11 protein-coding genes, 1 rRNA gene and 1 other RNA gene (1 of these 13 cut by a window edge) are annotated in these 20,758 nt (G+C 45.2%); all 13 read right to left on the bottom strand.

The window, feature by feature from the left end:
* A 16S ribosomal RNA gene (locus BMW45_RS05530) occupies positions 1-233 on the bottom strand; it reaches 1,299 nt to the left of the window's first position.
* Positions 234-765: 532 nt separating this feature from the next.
* Complete coding sequence (locus BMW45_RS05535; RefSeq protein WP_025230835.1) at positions 766-1,500, bottom strand: CvpA family protein; 735 nt, start codon at positions 1,498-1,500, stop codon at positions 766-768.
* A gap of 80 nt (positions 1,501-1,580) precedes the next feature.
* Positions 1,581-2,411: a Cof-type HAD-IIB family hydrolase gene (locus tag BMW45_RS05540; RefSeq protein ID WP_092241208.1), complete on the bottom strand. Its 831-nt coding sequence runs from the start codon at positions 2,409-2,411 to the stop codon at positions 1,581-1,583.
* A 15-nt stretch (positions 2,412-2,426) separates the two neighbouring features.
* Positions 2,427-4,754 carry a tetratricopeptide repeat protein gene (locus BMW45_RS05545; RefSeq protein WP_092241210.1) on the bottom strand — a complete coding sequence of 776 codons (2,328 nt, stop codon included), beginning with the start codon at positions 4,752-4,754 and terminating at the stop codon, positions 2,427-2,429.
* 136 nt (positions 4,755-4,890) lie between these two features.
* Positions 4,891-5,487 carry a recombination mediator RecR gene (recR, locus tag BMW45_RS05550; RefSeq protein WP_092241212.1) on the bottom strand — a complete coding sequence of 199 codons (597 nt, stop codon included), beginning with the start codon at positions 5,485-5,487 and terminating at the stop codon, positions 4,891-4,893.
* A gap of 88 nt (positions 5,488-5,575) precedes the next feature.
* Entirely contained in the window at positions 5,576-5,929 is a 354-nt protein-coding gene (locus BMW45_RS05555) for a YbaB/EbfC family nucleoid-associated protein (protein WP_025230831.1), read from the bottom strand.
* Positions 5,930-5,969: 40 nt separating this feature from the next.
* Positions 5,970-7,565 carry a DNA polymerase III subunit gamma/tau gene (gene dnaX / locus BMW45_RS05560; protein ID WP_092241214.1) on the bottom strand — a complete coding sequence of 532 codons (1,596 nt, stop codon included), beginning with the start codon at positions 7,563-7,565 and terminating at the stop codon, positions 5,970-5,972.
* Between the two features lie 13 nt (positions 7,566-7,578).
* A complete protein-coding gene (locus tag BMW45_RS05565) occupies positions 7,579-8,658 on the bottom strand; it encodes a 6-phosphofructokinase (protein WP_092241216.1) in 1,080 nt (359 codons plus the stop codon).
* Between the two features lie 217 nt (positions 8,659-8,875).
* An RNA gene (gene ffs / locus BMW45_RS05570) (signal recognition particle sRNA large type) lies at positions 8,876-9,137 on the bottom strand.
* 340 nt (positions 9,138-9,477) lie between these two features.
* Complete coding sequence (locus BMW45_RS05575; protein ID WP_143057013.1) at positions 9,478-9,897, bottom strand: hypothetical protein; 420 nt, start codon at positions 9,895-9,897, stop codon at positions 9,478-9,480.
* Between the two features lie 16 nt (positions 9,898-9,913).
* Entirely contained in the window at positions 9,914-10,246 is a 333-nt protein-coding gene (locus tag BMW45_RS05580) for a hypothetical protein (protein WP_092241221.1), read from the bottom strand.
* Positions 10,247-10,288: 42 nt separating this feature from the next.
* Positions 10,289-10,690: a DUF4279 domain-containing protein gene (locus BMW45_RS05585; protein WP_092241223.1), complete on the bottom strand. Its 402-nt coding sequence runs from the start codon at positions 10,688-10,690 to the stop codon at positions 10,289-10,291.
* A 49-nt stretch (positions 10,691-10,739) separates the two neighbouring features.
* A complete protein-coding gene (locus BMW45_RS05590; RefSeq protein ID WP_092241225.1) occupies positions 10,740-20,486 on the bottom strand; it encodes a DUF6531 domain-containing protein in 9,747 nt (3,248 codons plus the stop codon).
* Positions 20,487-20,758: the final 272 nt, after the last annotated feature.

Consider the following 20,758-nt stretch of genomic DNA (forward strand, 5'->3'; position numbering starts at 1 on the left):
ACCGGAGTTTTTCACACCGTACCATGCGGCACTGTGTGCTTATGCGGTATTAGCAGTCGTTTCCGACTGTTATCCCCCTGTATGAGGCAGGTTACCCACGCGTTACTCACCCGTCCGCCGCTAAGTCAATTCAAAATCCATCCGAAAACTTCATTTGAATCGCTTCGCTCGACTTGCATGTGTTAAGCACGCCGCCAGCGTTCATCCTGAGCCAGGATCGAACTCTCAAATTAAATGGTGTTCAATCCGGGGTCAAAATCAACTAACTAGCTAATTTTTTTCCCGTTTTACTTGTTGTTTGGTTCGTATACAATTACTTGTATTCGTTCTGAAATTTTCTCATTCAAAGCCATCAAACATGACTTGTTTTATTAGAATTTTCAGGGTTTTACATACTGTTCAATCTTCTGTTTTCAAAGTGCTGTTTGTGTTGCTTTCTTACTCAGCAGCAACTCATTTATCTTATCATGTGGCTGCTTTTTTGTCAACAACTTTTTTTATTTTTTTCAATCTGTTTTAATTGATTGCCCACGGAGTCTCTCTCGCGCTGGGTCTTTATAATATCATTTCCATATGAGATTGTCAAGAGAATTTGTTCCACTTGTTCAAACAATTTTTCCAGTGATTCTATACCTACTATATATACGTATTCTTCCTTAATTTTTCTATATTTAGTGGTTTAAATAAAGATCTGCAAGCAGAGATTATCGCATCTATGCTTGCAGATTTGTTTTAATTGAATATATGATAGGTACAATTTCTGTCTTATACAAAGCCACGCAGGACCCCTAGAACCATCAGATTCAAAAAATTATGGGTATATATAAAGGACAGCCATTTACTCGCTTCAATCTGCCGGGTCAGCATCAGGCCCCACTCGGTTCCGGAGAACGCAGTGACCAACAGACAGGCGATCCAAAGGAATACAAGTCCTTCTAAACCTCCAAGCAGAGCGCCTGCTATCTTGTTGATTCCTGATATAATAGGAAGTCTTGAGATAATATCCAGCCACCTCATGACCAGCCTTGAAAACAGATAGATTGCGGCAAACAGAAGAACGAATCCCACAGAATTAAGAATTACATCTGCAAGATAGTTACCAACATAGTCTGTAAAAGCCTGAACTCCCAACATTTGATAGACTTCACTGTTGTTATTTTCAATGAGTGCGTTCTTGACGCTTTGGGGCAGCTTAAGATTTTCAATAATCATACGCTGGGCAGATGGAGCTTCCAAGGCTTCCCCGGAAGGATTTTCTTCCTGTTCCAAACCTACGGATTTTTTCATGCTCTCTGAAATAGTCTGCTGAAGACCTGTATTTTCCTTTAAATATCCCGTTACCGAGGGTAAAGCAACCCGGACAATGGTCAACGACAGGACCACCGCCAGCATTGATACGATCAACCGGATAAATCCTCTGTGATGGCCATAAAGGACCATTCCCAAAAGATAAACTCCGGCCACTACAGATAACCAGTTTTCCATATATAGCTTCGTCATAATTTGTCTCCTAATAAATCAACTGGATATGTGAACATATCCAGTTGATTCATAAACTCAATGTTGAAGGATATTTTCTTTCAACCTTTTTCGAATACCAAACGGTTAATAGCTGATGCCACTCCGTTTTCATCATTCGTATCCGTTATATAGTCAGCAGCTGCATGGAGCTCTTTGCTTCCATTTTTCATAGCCACTCCGATTCCCGCCTTTTGGATCATGGAAAAGTCATTTTCACCATCTCCAATTGCCATTGTCTGATTTCCGCTGAGCCCTAAATGGGAAGCGAGCCTTAAGATCGCTTCACCTTTTGTCGCTCCGATCGCATTGAGCTCCAGATTGTTTGGTATGGAGGAGGTGACCAGAATATCCTCTCTTTTCTCCAATTCAGCCCTTAGTCTGGCGCGTTCTTCCATTTCAGGGAAAAACAGGTTGATTTTCTCCACTGGCTTATGGTTCTTTTCCACAAACTCTATGATATTGGGATGGACATCCCTGGTCTGAAAGACCATTTCCTGTAATTCAGGCGACAGACCGTATTCTGATAAGTGTTCATAAAAGCGGGGTTCTGTTATCCCGCGTCTGTCTATGTAGGGATCGTACATAACATAGTAGGATTCCACCAAGTGCAAAAGCTCCAACGCTAATTCCCGGGATAGCATCCGAGTGTCTATAACTGCATTTTCTTCCATGTCCTCAATGACCGCTCCATTGGTGGTAATTGCATAACGGATTCCGGAAATGCCTTTTATTTCTTCAGGTATTCCATGCACTGTTCGTCCGGTACACGGAACAACCCATATTCCTTTTTGAACACATTGGATGAGTGCCCGGCGGTTGACATCGGAAAGTCGCTTTTTACTGTCTAACAGGGTTCCATCCAAATCAATTGCAATGAGTTTAATATCCACGTTTCATACTCCAATTTAATAAATGAAATGTTCTTCTTTTAAAACAAGAAGGCCGTCTTTGTCATATTTTGAGGAAAACAAACCTTTAATCCGTTTTCCAATGGAAGGCTTTTCCGCACGGTCAGCCGCCTCTTCAATCAGACTTTCTGCATTGGCTCTGTTTAAAGGAAGTCCATCCTCTTCCATGATCTCAATTCTTTCATAGAGTGCCAGCATGCTTTTTCCGGTAATGCTGCAGTCGATCTCATTGGCATAACGACAGGCATATTGGGCGAATTCGTCAATATCCATTTCTTCTCCATGAAAACCAGGGCCTTCCTCGTCCCGGACAGATGGGCGGAATTCTTCACTTTCTTCATAGAAATCATTGTCTTCATAGACACCGTCTTCATAAGCATCGTTTCCAAAGGAGCCATTTTCATAGGAGCCGTTTTCAAAGGTTCCATTATCATAGGTTCCGTTTACATAGGCTCCGGCATGCCCATATTCATTCTCCTGCAAGGTATCAGATTTATAACTATATTCCTGATCTCCATAATCTTCGTTGGATTCTTCTCTTAAGTCTTTCTCATTAAAAGCAGGAGTCAAGGGTTTAAAAGCAGGCTTCTGAACAACTCTAACCGGTCTTTCCTTCTGCACTGTTTCTCTCACACAGAAAACCGGGGCTTCTTCACCGCTTCCAATGCACTCAAATTTACTTGCCAGCGCTGGATGCTCCTGGTGAAGGGTTTCCATTTGCTTTGGGTTATCAATAAGAACCACAATCATTCCGCTTGTATCCTGGTCCATCAATTCATTTAATTCTTCCAAAGCTTCTCTGGTAAGGTCACCGGCTTCTTCAATGATCAGATCTTTTCCGGCCAGCCTGTCTGCGGATGCCAGTACTCCCCGGTTGGACAACTTGGAACCAGTGATTTTGGCCACTGGATTCTTTACGTTATTTTCATTGTGAATCTGTTTTAAGGCTTCAACTGCAATTTGAAGTCCCTTTTCAAGAGTCCTTGCCTCTATCATGAGGTGGTTTTGAACCGAGGTTTCCTCCAGGTCGTCTTCCTCTTCCTCATATAAGTCCTCGAACTCTAGATTATCTTCATCGCCGTAAGGAGCGTTTTCCTCTTCTAAGGTTGAATTTAATGATCCATCGGGCTGGTTATAATCATTTTCTTCATATCCATAATCTTCCTCCGGCTGATCACCGGATTCCTGAAAATCATCTTCTGCACCGTCGAACTGTCCTCTGGCATCATCCGGCGCTTCATATTCTGCTTCGCCGTCATAATATTCGCCAATATCAGTATCTTCCATTCCGGGGCCTTCTGGTTCCTCTTCCTCAATTACCGGCTCCGAATGATACAAAAGAGACTCATCTTCTGCAGGTACATAGATACTCCCGGGTCTTGGTATGGCAGTTACAGGGCGGCCTACTCTCCGGATGTCCTCCAGCACTCTGGTGCGTTCCATCTTGGGTTCATCCTGCATAACAGGTTCTTCATAGGAGATTTTTGACATTTCTCTTGCCAGCGTCTCCTGAACCGCGGCTTCCTGAAGCCTCGCCTCCAGATTATCCACTCCAGGATTCTCTTCAAATTCTATGACCGGTTCCTGGTAAAACTCCTGCTCTTCTTCATAGTATTCCTCTTCAGGTTCTGATTCTGGCACTGGCACTGGCTCTGAGTTCGGCCTTCTTCCGATGCTGTATTCCTGTTCAACTGCCCGCAGCTTTGCTTCGTATTTATCCCGGTTCTCCACAAGATCCATCTGGTAGTTGGTAAGCGGTGCATACTGTATTTTTAAATCCATGGCCTTGTCCACATATTTTCCAAGGCCAAACATCAGCATGATCCGGTCGCATGTATCTACACATCGGTCAGGCATGCCCGCAAGGCTATAAAGTTCAGCAAGCTCATACAGCCATTTCTCATCCAGTTCCACACTGGTATAGGATTCCAGGGAGTGAATGAGTTGCTGGGCCGGTGCTCCTTTAGCTTTTAATATCATAAAGCGCAGCAGCTGCTGTCTGGGATCATCAGAGGCCAGATCACCAAATTCTTTATAATAAGCTTCTGCCTCTTCGATATTTCCTTCCTTGATCGCCAGCTCTGCAAGCTTATACAGCAGACGTTTTCCAATGGGAGCACGTTCAAAAGCCTGAAGAAGGATCTCCTTGGCTTCCTGATAATCTTCATTCTTCTCATAAATTGTGGCTACCATGGAAAGCAGATTGGTGTTGCGGACTCTCTTCCAGTCTATTGTGTCGGCTATTTTCATAGCCGTGTCATAGTCGTTTTTGCCGACCAATTTTTTAATCTGTTCAACCTTTATATTAAACTCGTACTTATCCATTATTTGTCTCCTAATGAATCAGGCGGATATGCTTGCCTGTCCCGTTGATGCCCGGTAAAGCGGGGCATGCTATTCGTAAACGAAAGGCTAAAGGATGTTTTTCTTTCAACCTTATATCTCTAACAAGGCAAATGATCTACAGTTCGACCCGGCCTTCCAGGGCCCGTAACAATGTCACCTCATCTATGTACTCTAAGTCTCCTCCAACGGGAACCCCACTGGCTATACGGGTAACCCTGATACCTGTCGGTTTGATCAGCTTGCTGATATACATGGCTGTCGTCTCTCCCTCAAGACTGGAATTGGTGGCAATGATCACCTCTTCCACATCCCCCTGCAGTCTCTGCATCAGCTCTTTCAACTTTATGTCACCAGGTCCAATTCCCAGCATGGGAGAAATAGCCCCATGCAGGACATGATAAACGCCATCGAATTTTCCTGTTTTTTCATAAGCAGCCAAGTCCCTGGTGTCTTCCACTACCATAATCATCTTATGATTGCGTTTTTCGCTCTGGCAGATGGGACATTTTTCCTGATCCGTCAGGGTAAAGCATTCCTTGCAATAACGTACATTCCGTTTTGCTTCTGTAATGGATGAAGCAAGACCTGCCACTTGTTCCTCTGGCATATTGATGATATGAAATGCCAGGCGCTGCGCGGATTTACTGCCAATACCCGGAAGCCTGGACAGTTCTTCAATTAATCTGGTTATCTGACTGCTATAGTAATTCATAATTTGTCTCCTAATGAATCAAACGGATATATTTGCATATCCAGTTGGTTCACAAATTCATGGCTGAAAAATGCTTATTTTTCAACCTTTAGAACGGAAAGCCTCCGCCTAAACCGCCAAGACCGCCGGTCAGCTTCGCCATGGCAGAGCTGTTGTCTTCTTCCATCTGGCGGAATGCTTCATTGGTAGCAGCCATGATCAGATCCTCAAGCATCTCGATATCATCCGGATCTACAACTTCCTGGGATAATTTAACCCCAGTCACTTCCTTTTTTCCTGAAACAGTGACTGACACGGCTCCGCCGCCTGCTGCAGCTGTATATTCCTTTTCCTCCAGCGCCTTTGTTGTCTCTTCCATCTGACGCTGCATCTTCTGAGCCTGCTTCATTAAATTATTCATATTGCCAGGCATTGCGCCTGGAAAACCGCCACGTTTTGCCATGGTGTATGTCCTCCTGCTATTTTTATGATTTTATGATTTTTTAATCTTCTATTGTTATATCCATTAAAATATTTGCTTTTAATTCTTCATCGCTGACATAAACGGTATCAAGCCGTTCCCCTCCGCCCAGAAGCCTAGTCTTAAAGGTTATGGACTTTTGGTAATGGTCTTCCACATACCGCTCAATCGCTGCAACTGTTGTATCCCTGCTTCCGATCATGTAATTGCTTTGATCGGAAAAGACAACGCAAAGACAGCTCTCTCCCGCTGGTTCTACAACCGTATCCCGGAAGCTGGCCCGGATAGGTCCTCCCAGTTCCCGAATGATCTTTCCCCATTCACTTCGGATCAGATTTAAATCCTCCAACTGGCCTTTGGGAAGAGCCACCCGCTCTGCAGGGGTTAATTCTGGGACAGGGGCACTACTGCCGCCGTTTCCTTCCCCCGCGTTTAAGGTATCCGGGGAAGTATTTACTACAATACCGCTTTCCAGCTGTTTTTCTATATTGCTGATCCGTTGAAGTATGGAATCCAGATTCTGTTCCATCTGAGGGCGGGTCAGCTTGATCAAGGCTACCTCAATCAGGACTCTTTTCTGGAAAGCATAACGAAGCTGATTGGAAAGATCTGAAAACACCCGGATATACCGCAGGAGTGTTTCGTTGTCCGTAAGCTTGCTGTCCTCTTTTAACAGGTTTTGGTTCTCTGTTGACATATCGAGCAGATTTTCTGCATTATCAACGGATTTTAATATTAAAAGGTTTCTTAAGTACCAGATAAAATCAATAACAAACTGGCCCAGCTCCCTTCCCTGGATCACCAGCTCTTCAAGACTGGTTATACAGTCTTTTGTCCGGTTTTCCACGATTGCGCGGAACATCGTTCCAAACACGGTGATGTCTACGGCTCCCAGGACATCAAGGACATTGTCGTAGGTGAGAAGCTCTCCGTAATGAAATGCAATACACTGGTCCAGGAGACTTAAGGCATCACGCAACGCCCCGTCAGCTGCCTTGGCGATATAAGTAAGGGCCCGGTCTTCCACCTGGATATGTTCTGCGACAGTCAGCTCTTTTAAATGCTCTACAATGGTTTCCACCGTAATGCGCTTAAAATCATACCGCTGGCACCGTGACAGAACCGTCACCGGGATCTTCTGGACTTCCGTAGTCGCCAGAATAAATATTACATAGGATGGGGGTTCTTCCAATGTCTTTAACAGTGCATTAAATGCTCCTGTAGAAAGCATATGAACCTCATCGATGATATAAACCCGATATTTGCCTTCCGTGGGAGGATACTGGACTTCATCCCTTATCTCCCTGATGTTCTCCACGCCATTGTTTGACGCAGCATCAATTTCAACCACGTTAAGGGATGCGCCGGCTGCGATGTTCTTACAGGTCTGGCATTCCCCGCAGGGACTTCCGTCTGCAGGATGTTCGCAGTTAACCGCTTTTGCAAAGATCTTTGCAATACTGGTCTTACCGGTTCCTCTTGTTCCGCAAAACAGATACGCATGCCCGATACGCCCGGATACTATCTGGTTTTTCAATGTCTGTACGATATGGTCCTGACCCTTTACATCCAAGAAGGAAGGAGGGCGCCATTTCCGATACAATGCCGTATATGACATGCCTGTTAACTCCTTATTCGTCGCCGAAGCTAATGCCTATCATCTTGGCCTCCTTAACGATAGAGCCTTCCGGATCGACGGTTTTTAATTTTCCGGCTACATCGGCTAACGGAATCTTAACAATCTCATTGTTTTTCACCGCTACCATATATCCGTATTCTTTGTTATTTATGAGCTTTGCTGCCTCAGCCCCAAGGCGGGTGGAAAGCACTCTGTCGTAGGGGCATGGATCGCCGCCTCTCTGCATATGGCCCGGTACGGTAACCCGCACTTCCTGTCCGGTGCGCTCCGTGATCTGAGCCCCGATCTCATATGCCACAGAGGGATAAACCACTCCATTCTTCTTTTTTTCTTTTAATTCCTTTTTCGTCAGGCAGGCATCTTCCTTGGAAATTGCCCCTTCCGCCACAGCAAGAATGGAAAATTTCTTACCGTTTTGGGACCTGCTCTTTAATGCCTTTATTACGATATCTAGATCATACGGGATCTCCGGCAGAAGGATGATATCAGCCCCGCCTGCAATCCCTGCATGCAGAGTAAGCCATCCGACCTTGTGTCCCATGACCTCCACGATGAAGACTCGTCCATGGGAAGCTGCCGTTGTATGGATGCAATCAATGGCATTGGTAGCCACATTGACAGCGCTCTGGAAACCAAAGGTAATATCGGTCCCCCATAAATCATTATCAATGGTTTTGGGAAGAGATACTACATTCAGCCCCTCTTCCCGAAGGAGATTGGCTGTTTTCTGACTTCCATTGCCGCCTAATACCACCAGGCATTCCAGTTTCAGCTTTCTATAGGTGTGCTTCATAGCTTCTACTTTATTAAGACCGTTCTCATCAGGTGTCCGCATAAGTTTAAATGGCTGTCTGGAAGTACCAAGGATTGTCCCGCCCGTTGTAAGAATCCCGGAAAAATTTTCCGGCTTCATTACACGGTACTCCTCATAAATCAGCCCTTTGTAGCCATCCTCAAATCCAACAATCTCAATATCGCCGGGCATCCGGTACAGTGCCTTTGCTACGCCTCGCATGGTAGCGTTTAAGCTCTGGCAGTCGCCCCCGCTTGTAAGCATTCCAATTCTTATCATGAAAGCACACCTCTTTTTTTGATTAGATTTGTCATTAGGAAATAGGTAGTATTATACCCATTTTATAATTATAATACAAAGGGGAATATGGGGCAAGGGAAAACTTTATTTCATAAGAAATGTAAGAAAATATTAAAAATGGTAATCACACATTGCAAAAGACACCGCAAAACAGTTTCCTGCTCTCCGGCGTCTGATAATTCTTTATATTTTTAATCCGTGCGTCTCACTTTGAACCGCTATCACAGGCGTTACCCTGGCAGTTAACTCGGTCCAGGCACCCTCACGGCACACAGAAGGTTTCACTTAGTGCTGCTGCATTCCTGCCCTGACACGGTTCATGAAGATCTGTTGCGTAAGACCCAAACGTCATCGCCACTTACCAGGGGCAGCCCTGCAATAGGCAGCCCGGGGTGAGACATCACCCCTGCTAGAGCGGATTGCAGGTACAGGGCACCGCTATCTCCCCGGCTGCACGGAAACTTTATGACATGTATTGGTTTAATCGCACTTTAGTATACATGGAAACGGGCGGGTTGTCAAGGAGTTGAGGGGGATTTGCATTTTATTGGATTTTGTTTGTTGGTTACAGATAAAGCACTTCAGCTATTTCATCAAGCTTCTCATTGCGCTTATTATAGGTATAAGCAGACATTGTACCCATTGCAAAAAAGAGGATAGCTTGACGGCAATAAATTTATGCAGGCTATAGTGGACTCCCTTCTTCCACCTTTCCCCCAAATAGGTGGCTTGACGACACTTGACCTAAAACATCGCCCGGCAAAGCCGGGCGAGCATTGAATAACTACGCTAAATTTTCTAAAAATTTAATTGGATTTTGGCAATATTTAATTGCGTCAGACTCTTTATTAATTCTATCCATACTGCCATAGTCGCCGGATATACTTTATTTAAATAATATAATTCTCCGCCTGACTCATTAATAAAAGTTAATATATTTTGGATGTCCTCTCTTTTTAATGTCCGTAAATCTAATCTGCAACTAATTTCATCAATCTCCTCTTTTTCTTTTAAAAACTTTATACAAGTTTCATCATCTTTACCAAACTGTATAATATCCTTTGTCCAACTTTTCTGTGGCTCTAATATTTGATTTAAATATTGAATTGCTTTTTTGTTTAAAACAATTCCAATCCATGACGTAATATCCAAAGTATCAGTTCTGGTAAACTTATCTATTCTAGGAATAATGTTGCAGTCAAATTGCCATATTGCCATTCGTATCTTCTCCCTTCTAATCATCATAGCGGTAGGTGTAGACATAAGTTCCCTGGCGCTCTTCCTCTTCTGTGGCTTTTAAAAGCTTTCCGTCGTCGTCATACTCAAAGGTCCGCTTTGTTCCGATGATCTGGTAATTGTCCTTTGCATCCTTATCGTGCTTGTTGTTATGGGAGTCTCCGTGAGGATACTGGGCGTCATGTTTTCCATTTTCGTGCCTTCCGACATGCTTGTCGTCCCAGGCGTAGGCATATAAGGATTCTACTACATCTTCCCCTACAATAAAGCCGCGGTCATCGTAGGTATATAGGTATTCGCTTACTACCCAGCCGCAGTCATCGACACTCATACCTTTTAGGGAAACTCGAAAGTCTGAAAGTACAGCCCAAATTTAATCAATATACAGGTCAAAAGCAACTTCTGCATTAATTGAGGATAAAAATTGTATATTTCTTTTTGATAAAACCATTTCTGGCCCATCTCCTGTTTCCATTTCAATCACTACTGTCACACTCGTCTCTAATGAATATTTTCTACTAAGTTTCTTTATAATATCTACCTTGGGTAAAAGAACGCCTTGCAATTTATCCATTTGAACTGAAACAGCTTTACTTTCCTCCTTTTCTGTTTGTAACGACCAAGTATCCTGTGCTAATCCTGCTAAGATAGATGCGCGAGGCCATTCATTTTTCTTTCGTGCCTTTGTAGGTTGTAAATCAAGTTCTTCAGTTATAGCATTAATATCCACATTATCCCCTACCATATAAAAAATAACTTTGATTTTTGGTATCAATATATTCCCCTCTTTCTATCGGAATAATCCCGTATGTATTTGGATGCTACTATCTTTGATTGATACATACAACTTCTCCTGTTTCAGTATCAATCATCATATTAAATTTTGCTCCATCTCTAAATGCAAACTCCTGTTTCAATTCTTCTGCGCCTTCATACCTAAACTCTTTAGCTATCTTATTAGCCTCCTTGTTGTTTTTAACTTTCTTTAAACTATTGCCTGTTTTAGAATCCCCCTTATTATTATCCTTCTCACTTCCAGAACCAGTAACCTGCTGTATAATCAACCCGGCGCCAATATCTCCTACTGAAACTCCACTAGTACTACCAGCAATCTCTACCGTTGCATTATATTGGTATCCGTTTGCTCCTACTACCTTTACCGTGGACGTCATTGATCCCCCTGACATCCGGGTTGCCATTGCTCCTGTTAACATAGGAATCAACGCAAGGAATGATGCAGAATACCCATATTCTATTCCTTTCATAAATGCCTTAAAATTGGCATTGTAGGCCGATTCCTGTGAGGTGTCTATTTTACCATAGGCTTTTTTATTTGCTATGATATATGCGTGCCAATAATTATCCTGAAATTCCTCAGCTGTATAAAGTCTGGAATCATCTCCAAATAACGCAAACAGGTTTCCAACAGTTTTTCCTTCTATATATTTCCAGAAGTCTGGTACTCCAAATTGAAGTCCTTCTGCAAAAAAGAAGCAATTCATAACTGCTTGATTTTCTTTCGCCTTTTTTACTGCCTTTTCAAGGCGATCCTTCGCTCCATTTAGTAACTGCTGAAATCCTTCTACGTCATAATTAATCCCTTGGGGGACCTGGCGTACTGCACCATATTGCCCTTCTGCCGTCCGATCCGGTTCACCCGTTAAATAGGATGATGGCGTTTGACCGCTTGGATCTGTGTAGTTAAGCGGGCTAGACTTTACATAGTTGTACCGGTTCAGGCTTAATGGGTCTGTCAACTTGCCCAGATAGGTATCCTCTGTTAGGAAATCTCCACGTTCTACATCATAATATCTCGCCCTTAAGTACTGGAACTCCAGATTCGGGTTGTAATCCTCTGCATTATAGCTGTAAACATTATTATACTGCGGCTTTCCAAAGGAAATATCTCCGGTCGGGCCGTAGCGGTAGGACTTCCACAAGGTTCCCTCGCTGTCGGTTACTCCAGTGACACTTCCTCTGGGATCATTGGTATAATAGCCTGTCCAACCTGTGAAACGCTCTAAGGCAAGACGTTCATTTCCATAAGTATAAGCCGTATCCATTTCTCCGTCAATGTTCACTTCCATTAACACTTCCGTATATTCCCGGTTCACATCATTGACATATTCAATCAGCTCATAGTTCTTATGCTTTCCTGTGGTTTTAATGAGATCAATTAGTCCTTGCTCCACATCGGAAACCGGCTTTTTCGGCATCAGGATTCCGCTTTGATTCTGGCTTCCTCCGGTATTGTTGGTGTTTCCACTTCCATTTGCGTTATCAGATCCATTATTGGAACTTCCGGTTCCGGTATTGCCGTTTCCATTACCGCTATTCCCATTACCATTATTCTCGCTATTTCCGTTATTTCCATTATTCCCATTGTTTCCGTTATTCCCATTGGAATTATCTTTTCCGTTGCCATTCCCTTTCCCATTATTAGTAGCGTTCCCGTCGTTGCCTTTGTCCTTGTTTTTATTCCCATTGGACTTTGCTTTTGTCTCTGGCTCCGCTGCGTTTTCTCCAGCTGTTCCAGTAAAGAAATCCACAACGGAAGAAAGAGCTTCACTAATCACTCCGCTTATTCCACTGTTCCCGTTATTCCCGTTTCCAGTGTTGTCCTTGTTATTTCCGTTTCCATTGCCGGAGTTTCCTTTCCAGTCATCATCCGTATGAAGGTTGTAGTTCAACTGGAACAGGCGGTTTCCGTCTCCGTCATAGGCTGCTGCCACCAAAAGCTCATCCGCATCAAAAACGGCTTTTAAACGGTTTTCCACCGTGTAATCATAGGTCAGCTCTACCTTATCGGTTCCCTTCTTTCCTGTCTCGGAAATCAGGTTCCCATCGGCTTCATACTCGTACTTCATGGTGGTATTCTTCTTGCCGTCATAAAGCTTGGCGCTTATCTTCTGGTTGGAGGCGTTATAGGTGTATTCTGCACTTTCTAAAGCGGTGCCGTTTCGGGTCTTTGAGTAGAAGGTGCGGTTTCCCATATCGTCATAGCGGTAGGTGTAGACATAAGTTCCCTGGCGTTCTTCCTCTTCTGTTGCTTTTAAAAGCTTTCCGTCGTCATCGTACTCAAAGGTCCGCTTTGTTCCAATGATCTGGTAATTGTCCTTTGCATCCTTATCATGCTTGTTGTTATGGGTGTCTCCATGAGGATACTGGGCGTCATGCTTTCCATTTTCGTGTCTTCCGTCATGCTTGTCATCCCAGGCGTAGGCATATAAGGATTCTAACACATCTTCCCCTACAATAAAGCCGCGGTCATCATAGGTATAACGGTATTCGCTTACTACCCAGCCGCAGTCATCGCAGACATTTTTCATAGCAACAATCTGGTCTCTTGCATTGTAAGTGTTATATGTATTGATCCCGTTTGGCCGGTGGATTTCAGCCACTCGGTTAATGGCATCATAGGTGTAAGCTGTAGTCTTCCCATCTCTTCCTACTACTCCAGTGATGTTGTCATTTTTATCATATTGATAATAAACGCTTTTACCATCTGGATAGGTAATACTCTCTAACTGGTCCGCACCGTCATAAGCATAGGTTACTGCCTGACCGGAACCACTTGTTACCTTGGTAATTCTTCCAAGGGAATCGTACTCATAGGTACTCTCTCCGGTGGTGTCCATCATGGAAACTCTTTGACCTAGGGCGTCATAACCATATAATACTCCCTCTGCCTGCGATTCTCCACTAGCTCCCTCATAGGATTTTTCCACCAGATCGTTAAGCTTATCATAATCGTAGCGAATGGTGTCGCCACTGTTTGTGATATGGCTGATCATCCGGCCGCCTGCGTCATAAGCGGACTGCTCCTTCCGGCCTTCTGCATTCACCAGGGAAGTCATATTTCCTTCTAAGTCATAGGTGTAGGCCGTGGTCCGGTTCATGGTATCCGTCATTGCCGTGACATTTCCCATCACATCATAAGCATAGGTCGTTGTCAGATTGCTTGGCATGGTTACCTTTACCAGGTTATCAAGGATATCATAACTGAATCTGGTCATCAGGCCATTGGTCGCCTGGACGCTTAAGACATTGCCGTGAGGGTCGTAGGTGTAGCTTTCCGTCAGGCCCATCTTGTCCTTAAGGTCAGTGATACGATTTCCGGCATCATAAGTGATCTGTGACTTCTGGGACAGGGGATCTATCGTATCAGTCAGTCGGTTATCCTTATCATAGGTAAATTGATAAATATATCCCTTGGGGTCAATGACTGCGGTCTGATTGTAATTCTTATCATATGCAAAGCTGGTGGTTCTCTCTCCCGGCTTTGTTACCGAAGCGATCTCGCCTACTAAATTATAAACCACTTCTGTTGCCTTGCCTTCCGGGTCTACACTGGCTGTCAGTTGGTCAATTTTGTCATACCGGTAATTCCACGTATAGCCCAGAGCATCGGTGACTGCGTTCCGGTTTCCTCTGACATCATAACCATATAACGTTTCCCCACCCTTGGCATCCAAGGCTTTTGTCATACGGTGCATGATGTCATAGGTATAGGCATTGGTACGGCCTAAAGTATCCGTATCCGTCACAATGTTGTCGGCTACATCATAAGTAAAGCTGCGGGATAAGCCCAGCGGGGTCTTCACTCCAGTCAGACGATGTACGGCATCGTAGCTGTAGCTGTATGTTCCTCCGTTCTTCTCCTGTCTGGAAAGTACCTGGCGGTTTAAATCCACCTCATAGGCCGTCACGTTCCCTGCAGGGTCGGTGATACTGGTTACCTCATCGTGCTTGTCATAGGTATAAGCAGTTACTGCCCCCTTGGGTGAAATAGATTTTACAAGATTGCCCATCACGTCATACTGGTATTCTGTGATCAGGCCATTGGCATCCTTCACCTTTGTTAAGTTGCTGTCTGCATCATAGCGGTATTCCTGTTTATTTCCTTCCGCTGTGGTATAGGAGAGAAGCCTGGACAGCTCATCGTACTCATAAGCTGTGCCATTTCCTCTTCCATCAATAAATGTGGTCAAACGGTTGGTGGCATCGTAAACATAAGAGTTTTCTGCGCCTTCTCCATCAACTGTGCCGGTTAAATTTCCCTTGGCATCATACTGGAAGGTAGTGGCAGCCCCTAATGGATTCACCTTTTTCGTCAGACGGTTGATGGCGTCATAGGCATAGGTATAAACAGCCTCACCTGGCTCCCTGGTCTTAACAAGATTCCCCACCTTGTCATACTCATAGGAGGTCTGTTTTCCCTCCGGATCTGTCACCTCTGTGAGCCGGTTCAGGGCATCGTAGCCGTACCGTGTCGTAGCCAGATCCGTACCGGTTACGGATATCAAATGGTTAAATTTATCATATTCGTAAACAGCGCTTCTTCCGATGGTATCGGTTTGTTTTACCAGATTTCCGCTTTCATCGTACTCATAGGTCATGGTGTTGCCGATGTTATCCTTTGCTTCTGTGATCCGGCCCATGGAATCATAGGTATAGGAAGTGAATACATCAGCTTCATTAATACTCTTTATCATCCGGTCATTTGCGTCATAGACCATGACCACACTGTCTCCATCTGGGTAAAGAACGCGGATCACATTGCCGTTTGCATCATAAGTATATTTATACTCATGGCCCATGGCATCAGTCATCCTGGTAGTGCGGCTTAAGGCATCCATTTCCATGGAAGTCTCGCCTTTTAGAGCATCTGTCACCTTCTCCACATTGCCCAGGGAATCATATTCCATGGCAGTGATAAATCCTGCTGCATCTACCTCTGCAAGTACCTGGCCAATGACATCATAATGGTAGCTGGTGCTGTTGCCGTTCTGATCCGTGGTTTTCACGGTGTTGCCATTTAGATCATACTCCGCGGTTACTGTGCCGTTTAAGGCATCTGTTACCTCTTTTAAGCGGCCTGCAGCATCATAGGCATAGCCTGTGGCATTTGACTCGGCATCGGTTACTTTCTTCTGGTTTCCAGCACCATCGTAAGAGTAGAGAGTAATTCCACCCAAAGGATCTTCTGCCCTTACAATCCGGTTATTGCGATCATATTTAAATTGGTACACCCGGGACTCATCATCGGTAATGCGGATGATGTTTCCATTTCCGTCATAAGACAGCTTTGTTACCAGGCCGTTCTGGGCTGTGGTGGACACCATCCTTCCGGCCCGGTCATAAGTGTAGGATATGGATGCTCCATTTGGATACGTAATCTTTTTCAGATTCCCATTGCGATCATAACTGTAGTAAGTCTCATTGCCAAGAGCATCTTTTTTCAGAACAGGTAAATTTAAAATCTTATGGTATAGCGATTCCGTTATATTCCCCCGGCGGTCTGTGGTCTTTAAGATATTCCCCTTCCCGTCCAGCTCATAGGCAATTTCCTGTCCCAAAGCGTCGGTAGTCTTTATCAGACGGTTCCGGCTGTCGTAGGTGTAATGGGTTTCCCCACCTTTGGTATCTCTTTCCTTTATCTTGTTATAGTTTTCATCGTATACATAATCCAGGGTATTTCCCAAGGCATCGCGGCCTGACAGGATGTTGTACATCTTATCATAGGTAAATGCAGTCTCTTCACCCATAGCATCCGTGATGGATAAAACTGTTCCTACGGCATCAAACTCATATTTTGTGGTTCCGCCGTCTTTCTCCGTTTCAGAGGTTCTCCAGCCCTTTAAGTTATACTCATAGGACTTGGTATTTCCCAGCGGATCGGAAGCTTCCAGGACGTGATTCATATCATCATAGGCAAACGTCCAGGTATACCCCTCGCCGTCGGTCATAGAAGCCACTACGGCTCCATCATAAGTAAACTCATGTGTTCCTCCATTGGCATCTTTTATGGATACCATACGGTTTAACTCATCATAGGTATAATGGACTGTATTGTTCTCACCATCCATCATGGACAGAAGGCTTCCTGCCTCATCATACGTGAAGGTGGTCACGTTTCCTTCATAATCTGCCGCTGTCAAGGGCAGGTTCAAGTCATTGTAAGTATAAGAGGCCTGGCTTCCATCACCTCTGGTCTCTGTCAGAATGTTTCCGTTCTTATCATAGGTATAGGAGGTTGTTACACCCCGTTCATCCATCCTTCCGGCAACCCGGTTATCCTCTGTGTATGTGGTACTCTCGCTGCTTCCATCCGGATATTCGATTCTGGATATCCGCCTCTTGCTATCCATATAATATCTGGTAACATTGCCCCGGTTATCCGTTGATACCGTGCAGCCGTTCTCATAAGCAAGGCTGGTGGTATTGCCCAATTCATCCGTCTGGCTGGTAACACGTCCATCTCCATCATAAACGTTCTCCACGATACGGCTTCCGTTTTCGTCATACCATGCAGTCATATGGTGAGCGTCATCATACTCGTACCGGCGCACGCCTCCTTCCGGATCGGTTACGGAAATCAGGTTGTGACTTTCATCATACCCATAGGTGATTATGCCGCCGTTTGGCAGGGTGACAGAGGTGATGCGGTGGTACTCATCTGCTGTCAGGTCAAAGAGCTTCCCTGAGGGTGTTCTTACCTGGCGAACATCATCACTTTCATCATAGAGCAGGACGGTCCGGTATCCTTTCCGGTCTGTGACATAACGCAGAAGACCCCTGGCATCAAAGGTCATCACTGTGCCGTCTGACTTCTTAAGCTCCCAGGCCGTAGCCTCCGGAACCCTGTTATCTTCCTCTTCTCCATCTTCCTCAGTTTCTTCGGCCTCTTCCGTCATACCAGCCGGTCCATCTTCTAAGAAGGAGAAATTACGGGCATAGGTTTTGTTACTGGCTTCTGATGGTGTTCCCTCTTCCTCGTCCTCACTGGGGATATCTGCGGTTTCTAAGTCAATGGAGTCTGCTGACACGAGAACCATATCATAGCCATCGGGTGCCTGATAACTGCCATCGGACTGCTTTGCAAAATTAATGGCTCCGCCGTCATCCTTCCGGTATAAAATATCTCCGTTATATCTAACCGTCAGCCTCTGACCAAAGGGGCTGCTCCAGCCGATTCCAAACTCGGAAATGAAATGGGCCGCGATGGAATTATAGCTTCTTTGGAATGCAAAGATTCCGCCCAGCTCTTCAAGTTCTGCGTCCGTCTGCTGCATAAAGAAATCGCCGGTATTCATGTTAATTGGCTCATGACTGAATACGCAGTCTTTCCCCATACCGTTTAACAGCATGTCAATCATCATCTGTTCTGCATCAGTCAGGGGTTTTGGAGTATATGGCGCACTCTGCTCCGGATTACGGATAAACAGGATGTCTCCGGAGAAGGTCAGGCCATTGCTTAAACGGTTGTCCTTCTGGATGGTTTTCTCCTCCACCCCGTAATGATCAGCGATCCGGGTTAATAGATCCAGACTTTGCACCTCGTAGAGCAGGAATTCATCGCTGAGCTTCTCCTCGCTGGTGGCTGTTTCTACACCTGGCACCATTTCTCCGGTTTCCGGATCCTCTTCCAGTACCACGCCTTCTGCCACAGCCATTACCTGATAGATGGTATCCGTTTTTAAAATTAACCCGCTTTCCAGAGCCTGACTCTGCCAGTTTCCTGTCTTTGCCTGGCTGTTAAAGGCCTCAGTAAATGCTATTTCCTTTGAAAAATCAGGAGATGTATAGGAATCCTCTGCCGTTACTACATCTTTCGCTGCTTCATGATCCATCTCCCGGAGTTCCCATGTCACCTTTGATCCGGCCTGAGAGATTCCGTGGGCCAGAACTCCCATGGTTGTCCTGCCGCCGGATTCGCTTTCCTTAACAGCCGGATTCACTTGTGCTGTCAGGGCGTTGATATCCAATAGGGCTAAGTCTCCCAAAAGCTCTCCTTCCCAGGAGATGTCGATTCTCGGTCCCATAGCCGTATGATCCCGGTTGTAAAAGCTCTCCGCAGGCATCCGGAGAGGTGCCTGGGCTTCAGACTTAGGCTCGTTAGCCGCCTGAAGCTCTAACCCGGCTTGCAGTCTGCTTCCTGTCATCCATGACTGCATCATGGCTGTTATATCATATTCCAGGGTCTGATCCGGCCCGGGAGAATCCAGAACATCAATCAGTTCCGGAAGTGGTTCTTTTAACTGATTCCAGGTAAGGGTGGTTGCATTCCATTCCTTCCCCGGTGCGCGCAGTTCAATACGGGTCTTCCCTACCCCGTTGCCAGTCTGTGTACCGATGCGGAATGTGGCCTGGGTACAGACTGCCTGGCCCATGACCTGAGTCCAGTCTCCGTTAATGGCAATATAGGTTCTCATATTGCCAAAGCCTTCCCTGTATCCGGCATACATTGGTCCCATATTTCCCAGGAACTTTGAGGGCTGTCCGTCAGCCACGTTTACCAGCACAAATTCGCTGGGAACCATGTTGACAGCCGAAGGGTCGATCCGTACCGGGTAGCTTCGGTCTTCATCCTGAAGCCATTTTTTATCCGCTGTAACGGTGGCACGGTAACTGCCTTCCTCACCGCTCAGCTTCATTACCAGGTTTTTGCTGGTCTTCCCATCTGCATCGATCATCAGGGGGGCTTCCAGAACAAATTCCGGTTGCCTTCTGTTATCGCTGTAAAGGATGATGGTATTCTTCTCCTGGGCCGCCTTTAGGCCCCCTGTCTTTATAGAAAAAGAAAACTGATTTCTTTCTGTCTTTTCCAGCAGGATAATATCTTCCTTTAGTGTGTTCCCTACCAGGCTGTATTGGTAGTCAACGCCAGGGTATACGTCGCTGTAGCGGATGGTGTTATCCGATACGGCACTCTTCTTAAAGCTTCCCCCTGACGGGATAAGTTCGATCCGGTGTCCCTCCCTTTCGATGGAGACTCCCTGACTTGTGTTGATTTTCTCTGGAAACAAAACTCTGCTGCTTCCCGCACTGTTCCCATAGCCAGCCACGGTCTTGGTCCTGGAGCGCAAAAGAGCACTGGAGGGCGTACCAACGGTGTATTCCTCTTCTGTTTCAGTCAGGCTGTTATCAATCTGCCCGACCACTCCGTTCTCATCCCGGTACAAGCCGGAATAACCGCCTGCAACGGTCACATACTGGCCTTCTCCGGTGCGATAGGTACGGTACAACTCGTTAAACTGTACCAGCTGTCCCTCCGGCTCATCGATGTACTGATCGTAGTCGTAGTACAACTCCGGCTCTCTGGCCTCTTCCTGTTCCTCCAGAGTTATGTCAACTTTTTTGTTCTCTTCCGGAAGGGAAGTGCCGCTCTCTTCTTTGGTCCCTTCCGTTCCGGAATCTGATTTTCCGGTTTCTTCTGTACCGGTTTCCTCTGTTCCGCTTGCTTTCCCATCGGTATCTGCCAGACTGGTTTCTGCCTCATAACTCTCTTCCACTTCCGGCGTTTCTGCCGTGTTGGTTTCGTCCGAAGGATCTGTGGCAGCGGTCTCACTGGCGTCATCTTCCGCCACCGCCGCTTCTGTCTCATTCTGGTCAAACCCAAGTTCTTCCAGCGTCAATGCTTCCGGGCTTACAAAGTCTACATACCTCGGCCTGTTGTTAATGTACTCCGCACCGAATGATACAATCGGTGTCATGCCCGGCGCTACCATACTCACACAAAGCAGATAGCTAAACAATTGTTTAACAAATCGTCTTCTTTTGCCCCTCATACTCATCTTTCTCCTTAATTCATATTTTTACAGCAAAGAGCCTGCAAAAATAATATATTATAAAAAGAACAATAAATGTTGTATGATGTCAGAAACGGCCATTTTTATGGCATAAACAGTTACTTAGGCAATAATCATCGCTTCAGTATCCTGAGGTTGGGAGCAATTTTACTCATTGTTTTTACATTTTCATCTATTCTACTGATATTTTTAACTGTTGAAATCACGGTCTTAAATTACCTTATAGATATCCAGACAAAGCATCATTTTTA

Origin of the sequence: Lacrimispora sphenoides, from assembly GCF_900105215.1 — a bacterium.
GTDB classification, from domain to species: domain Bacteria; phylum Bacillota; class Clostridia; order Lachnospirales; family Lachnospiraceae; genus Lacrimispora; species Lacrimispora sphenoides_A.

Bases quoted from the DNA above. Each gene is read 5' to 3' on its own strand.
- BMW45_RS05535 (WP_025230835.1), bottom strand. From the start codon at position 1,500: ATGACGAAGCTATATATGGAAAACTGGTTATCTGTAGTGGCCGGAGTT.
- BMW45_RS05545 (WP_092241210.1), bottom strand. From the start codon at position 4,754: ATGGATAAGTACGAGTTTAATATAAAGGTTGAACAGATTAAAAAATTG.
- recR (WP_092241212.1), bottom strand. From the start codon at position 5,487: ATGAATTACTATAGCAGTCAGATAACCAGATTAATTGAAGAACTGTCC.
- BMW45_RS05555 (WP_025230831.1), bottom strand. From the start codon at position 5,929: ATGGCAAAACGTGGCGGTTTTCCAGGCGCAATGCCTGGCAATATGAAT.
- dnaX (WP_092241214.1), bottom strand. From the start codon at position 7,565: ATGTCATATACGGCATTGTATCGGAAATGGCGCCCTCCTTCCTTCTTG.
- BMW45_RS05565 (WP_092241216.1), bottom strand. From the start codon at position 8,658: ATGATAAGAATTGGAATGCTTACAAGCGGGGGCGACTGCCAGAGCTTA.
- BMW45_RS05575 (WP_143057013.1), bottom strand. From the start codon at position 9,897: ATGGCAATATGGCAATTTGACTGCAACATTATTCCTAGAATAGATAAG.
- BMW45_RS05580 (WP_092241221.1), bottom strand. From the start codon at position 10,246: ATGAGTGTCGATGACTGCGGCTGGGTAGTAAGCGAATACCTATATACC.
- BMW45_RS05590 (WP_092241225.1), bottom strand. From the start codon at position 20,486: ATGAGGGGCAAAAGAAGACGATTTGTTAAACAATTGTTTAGCTATCTG.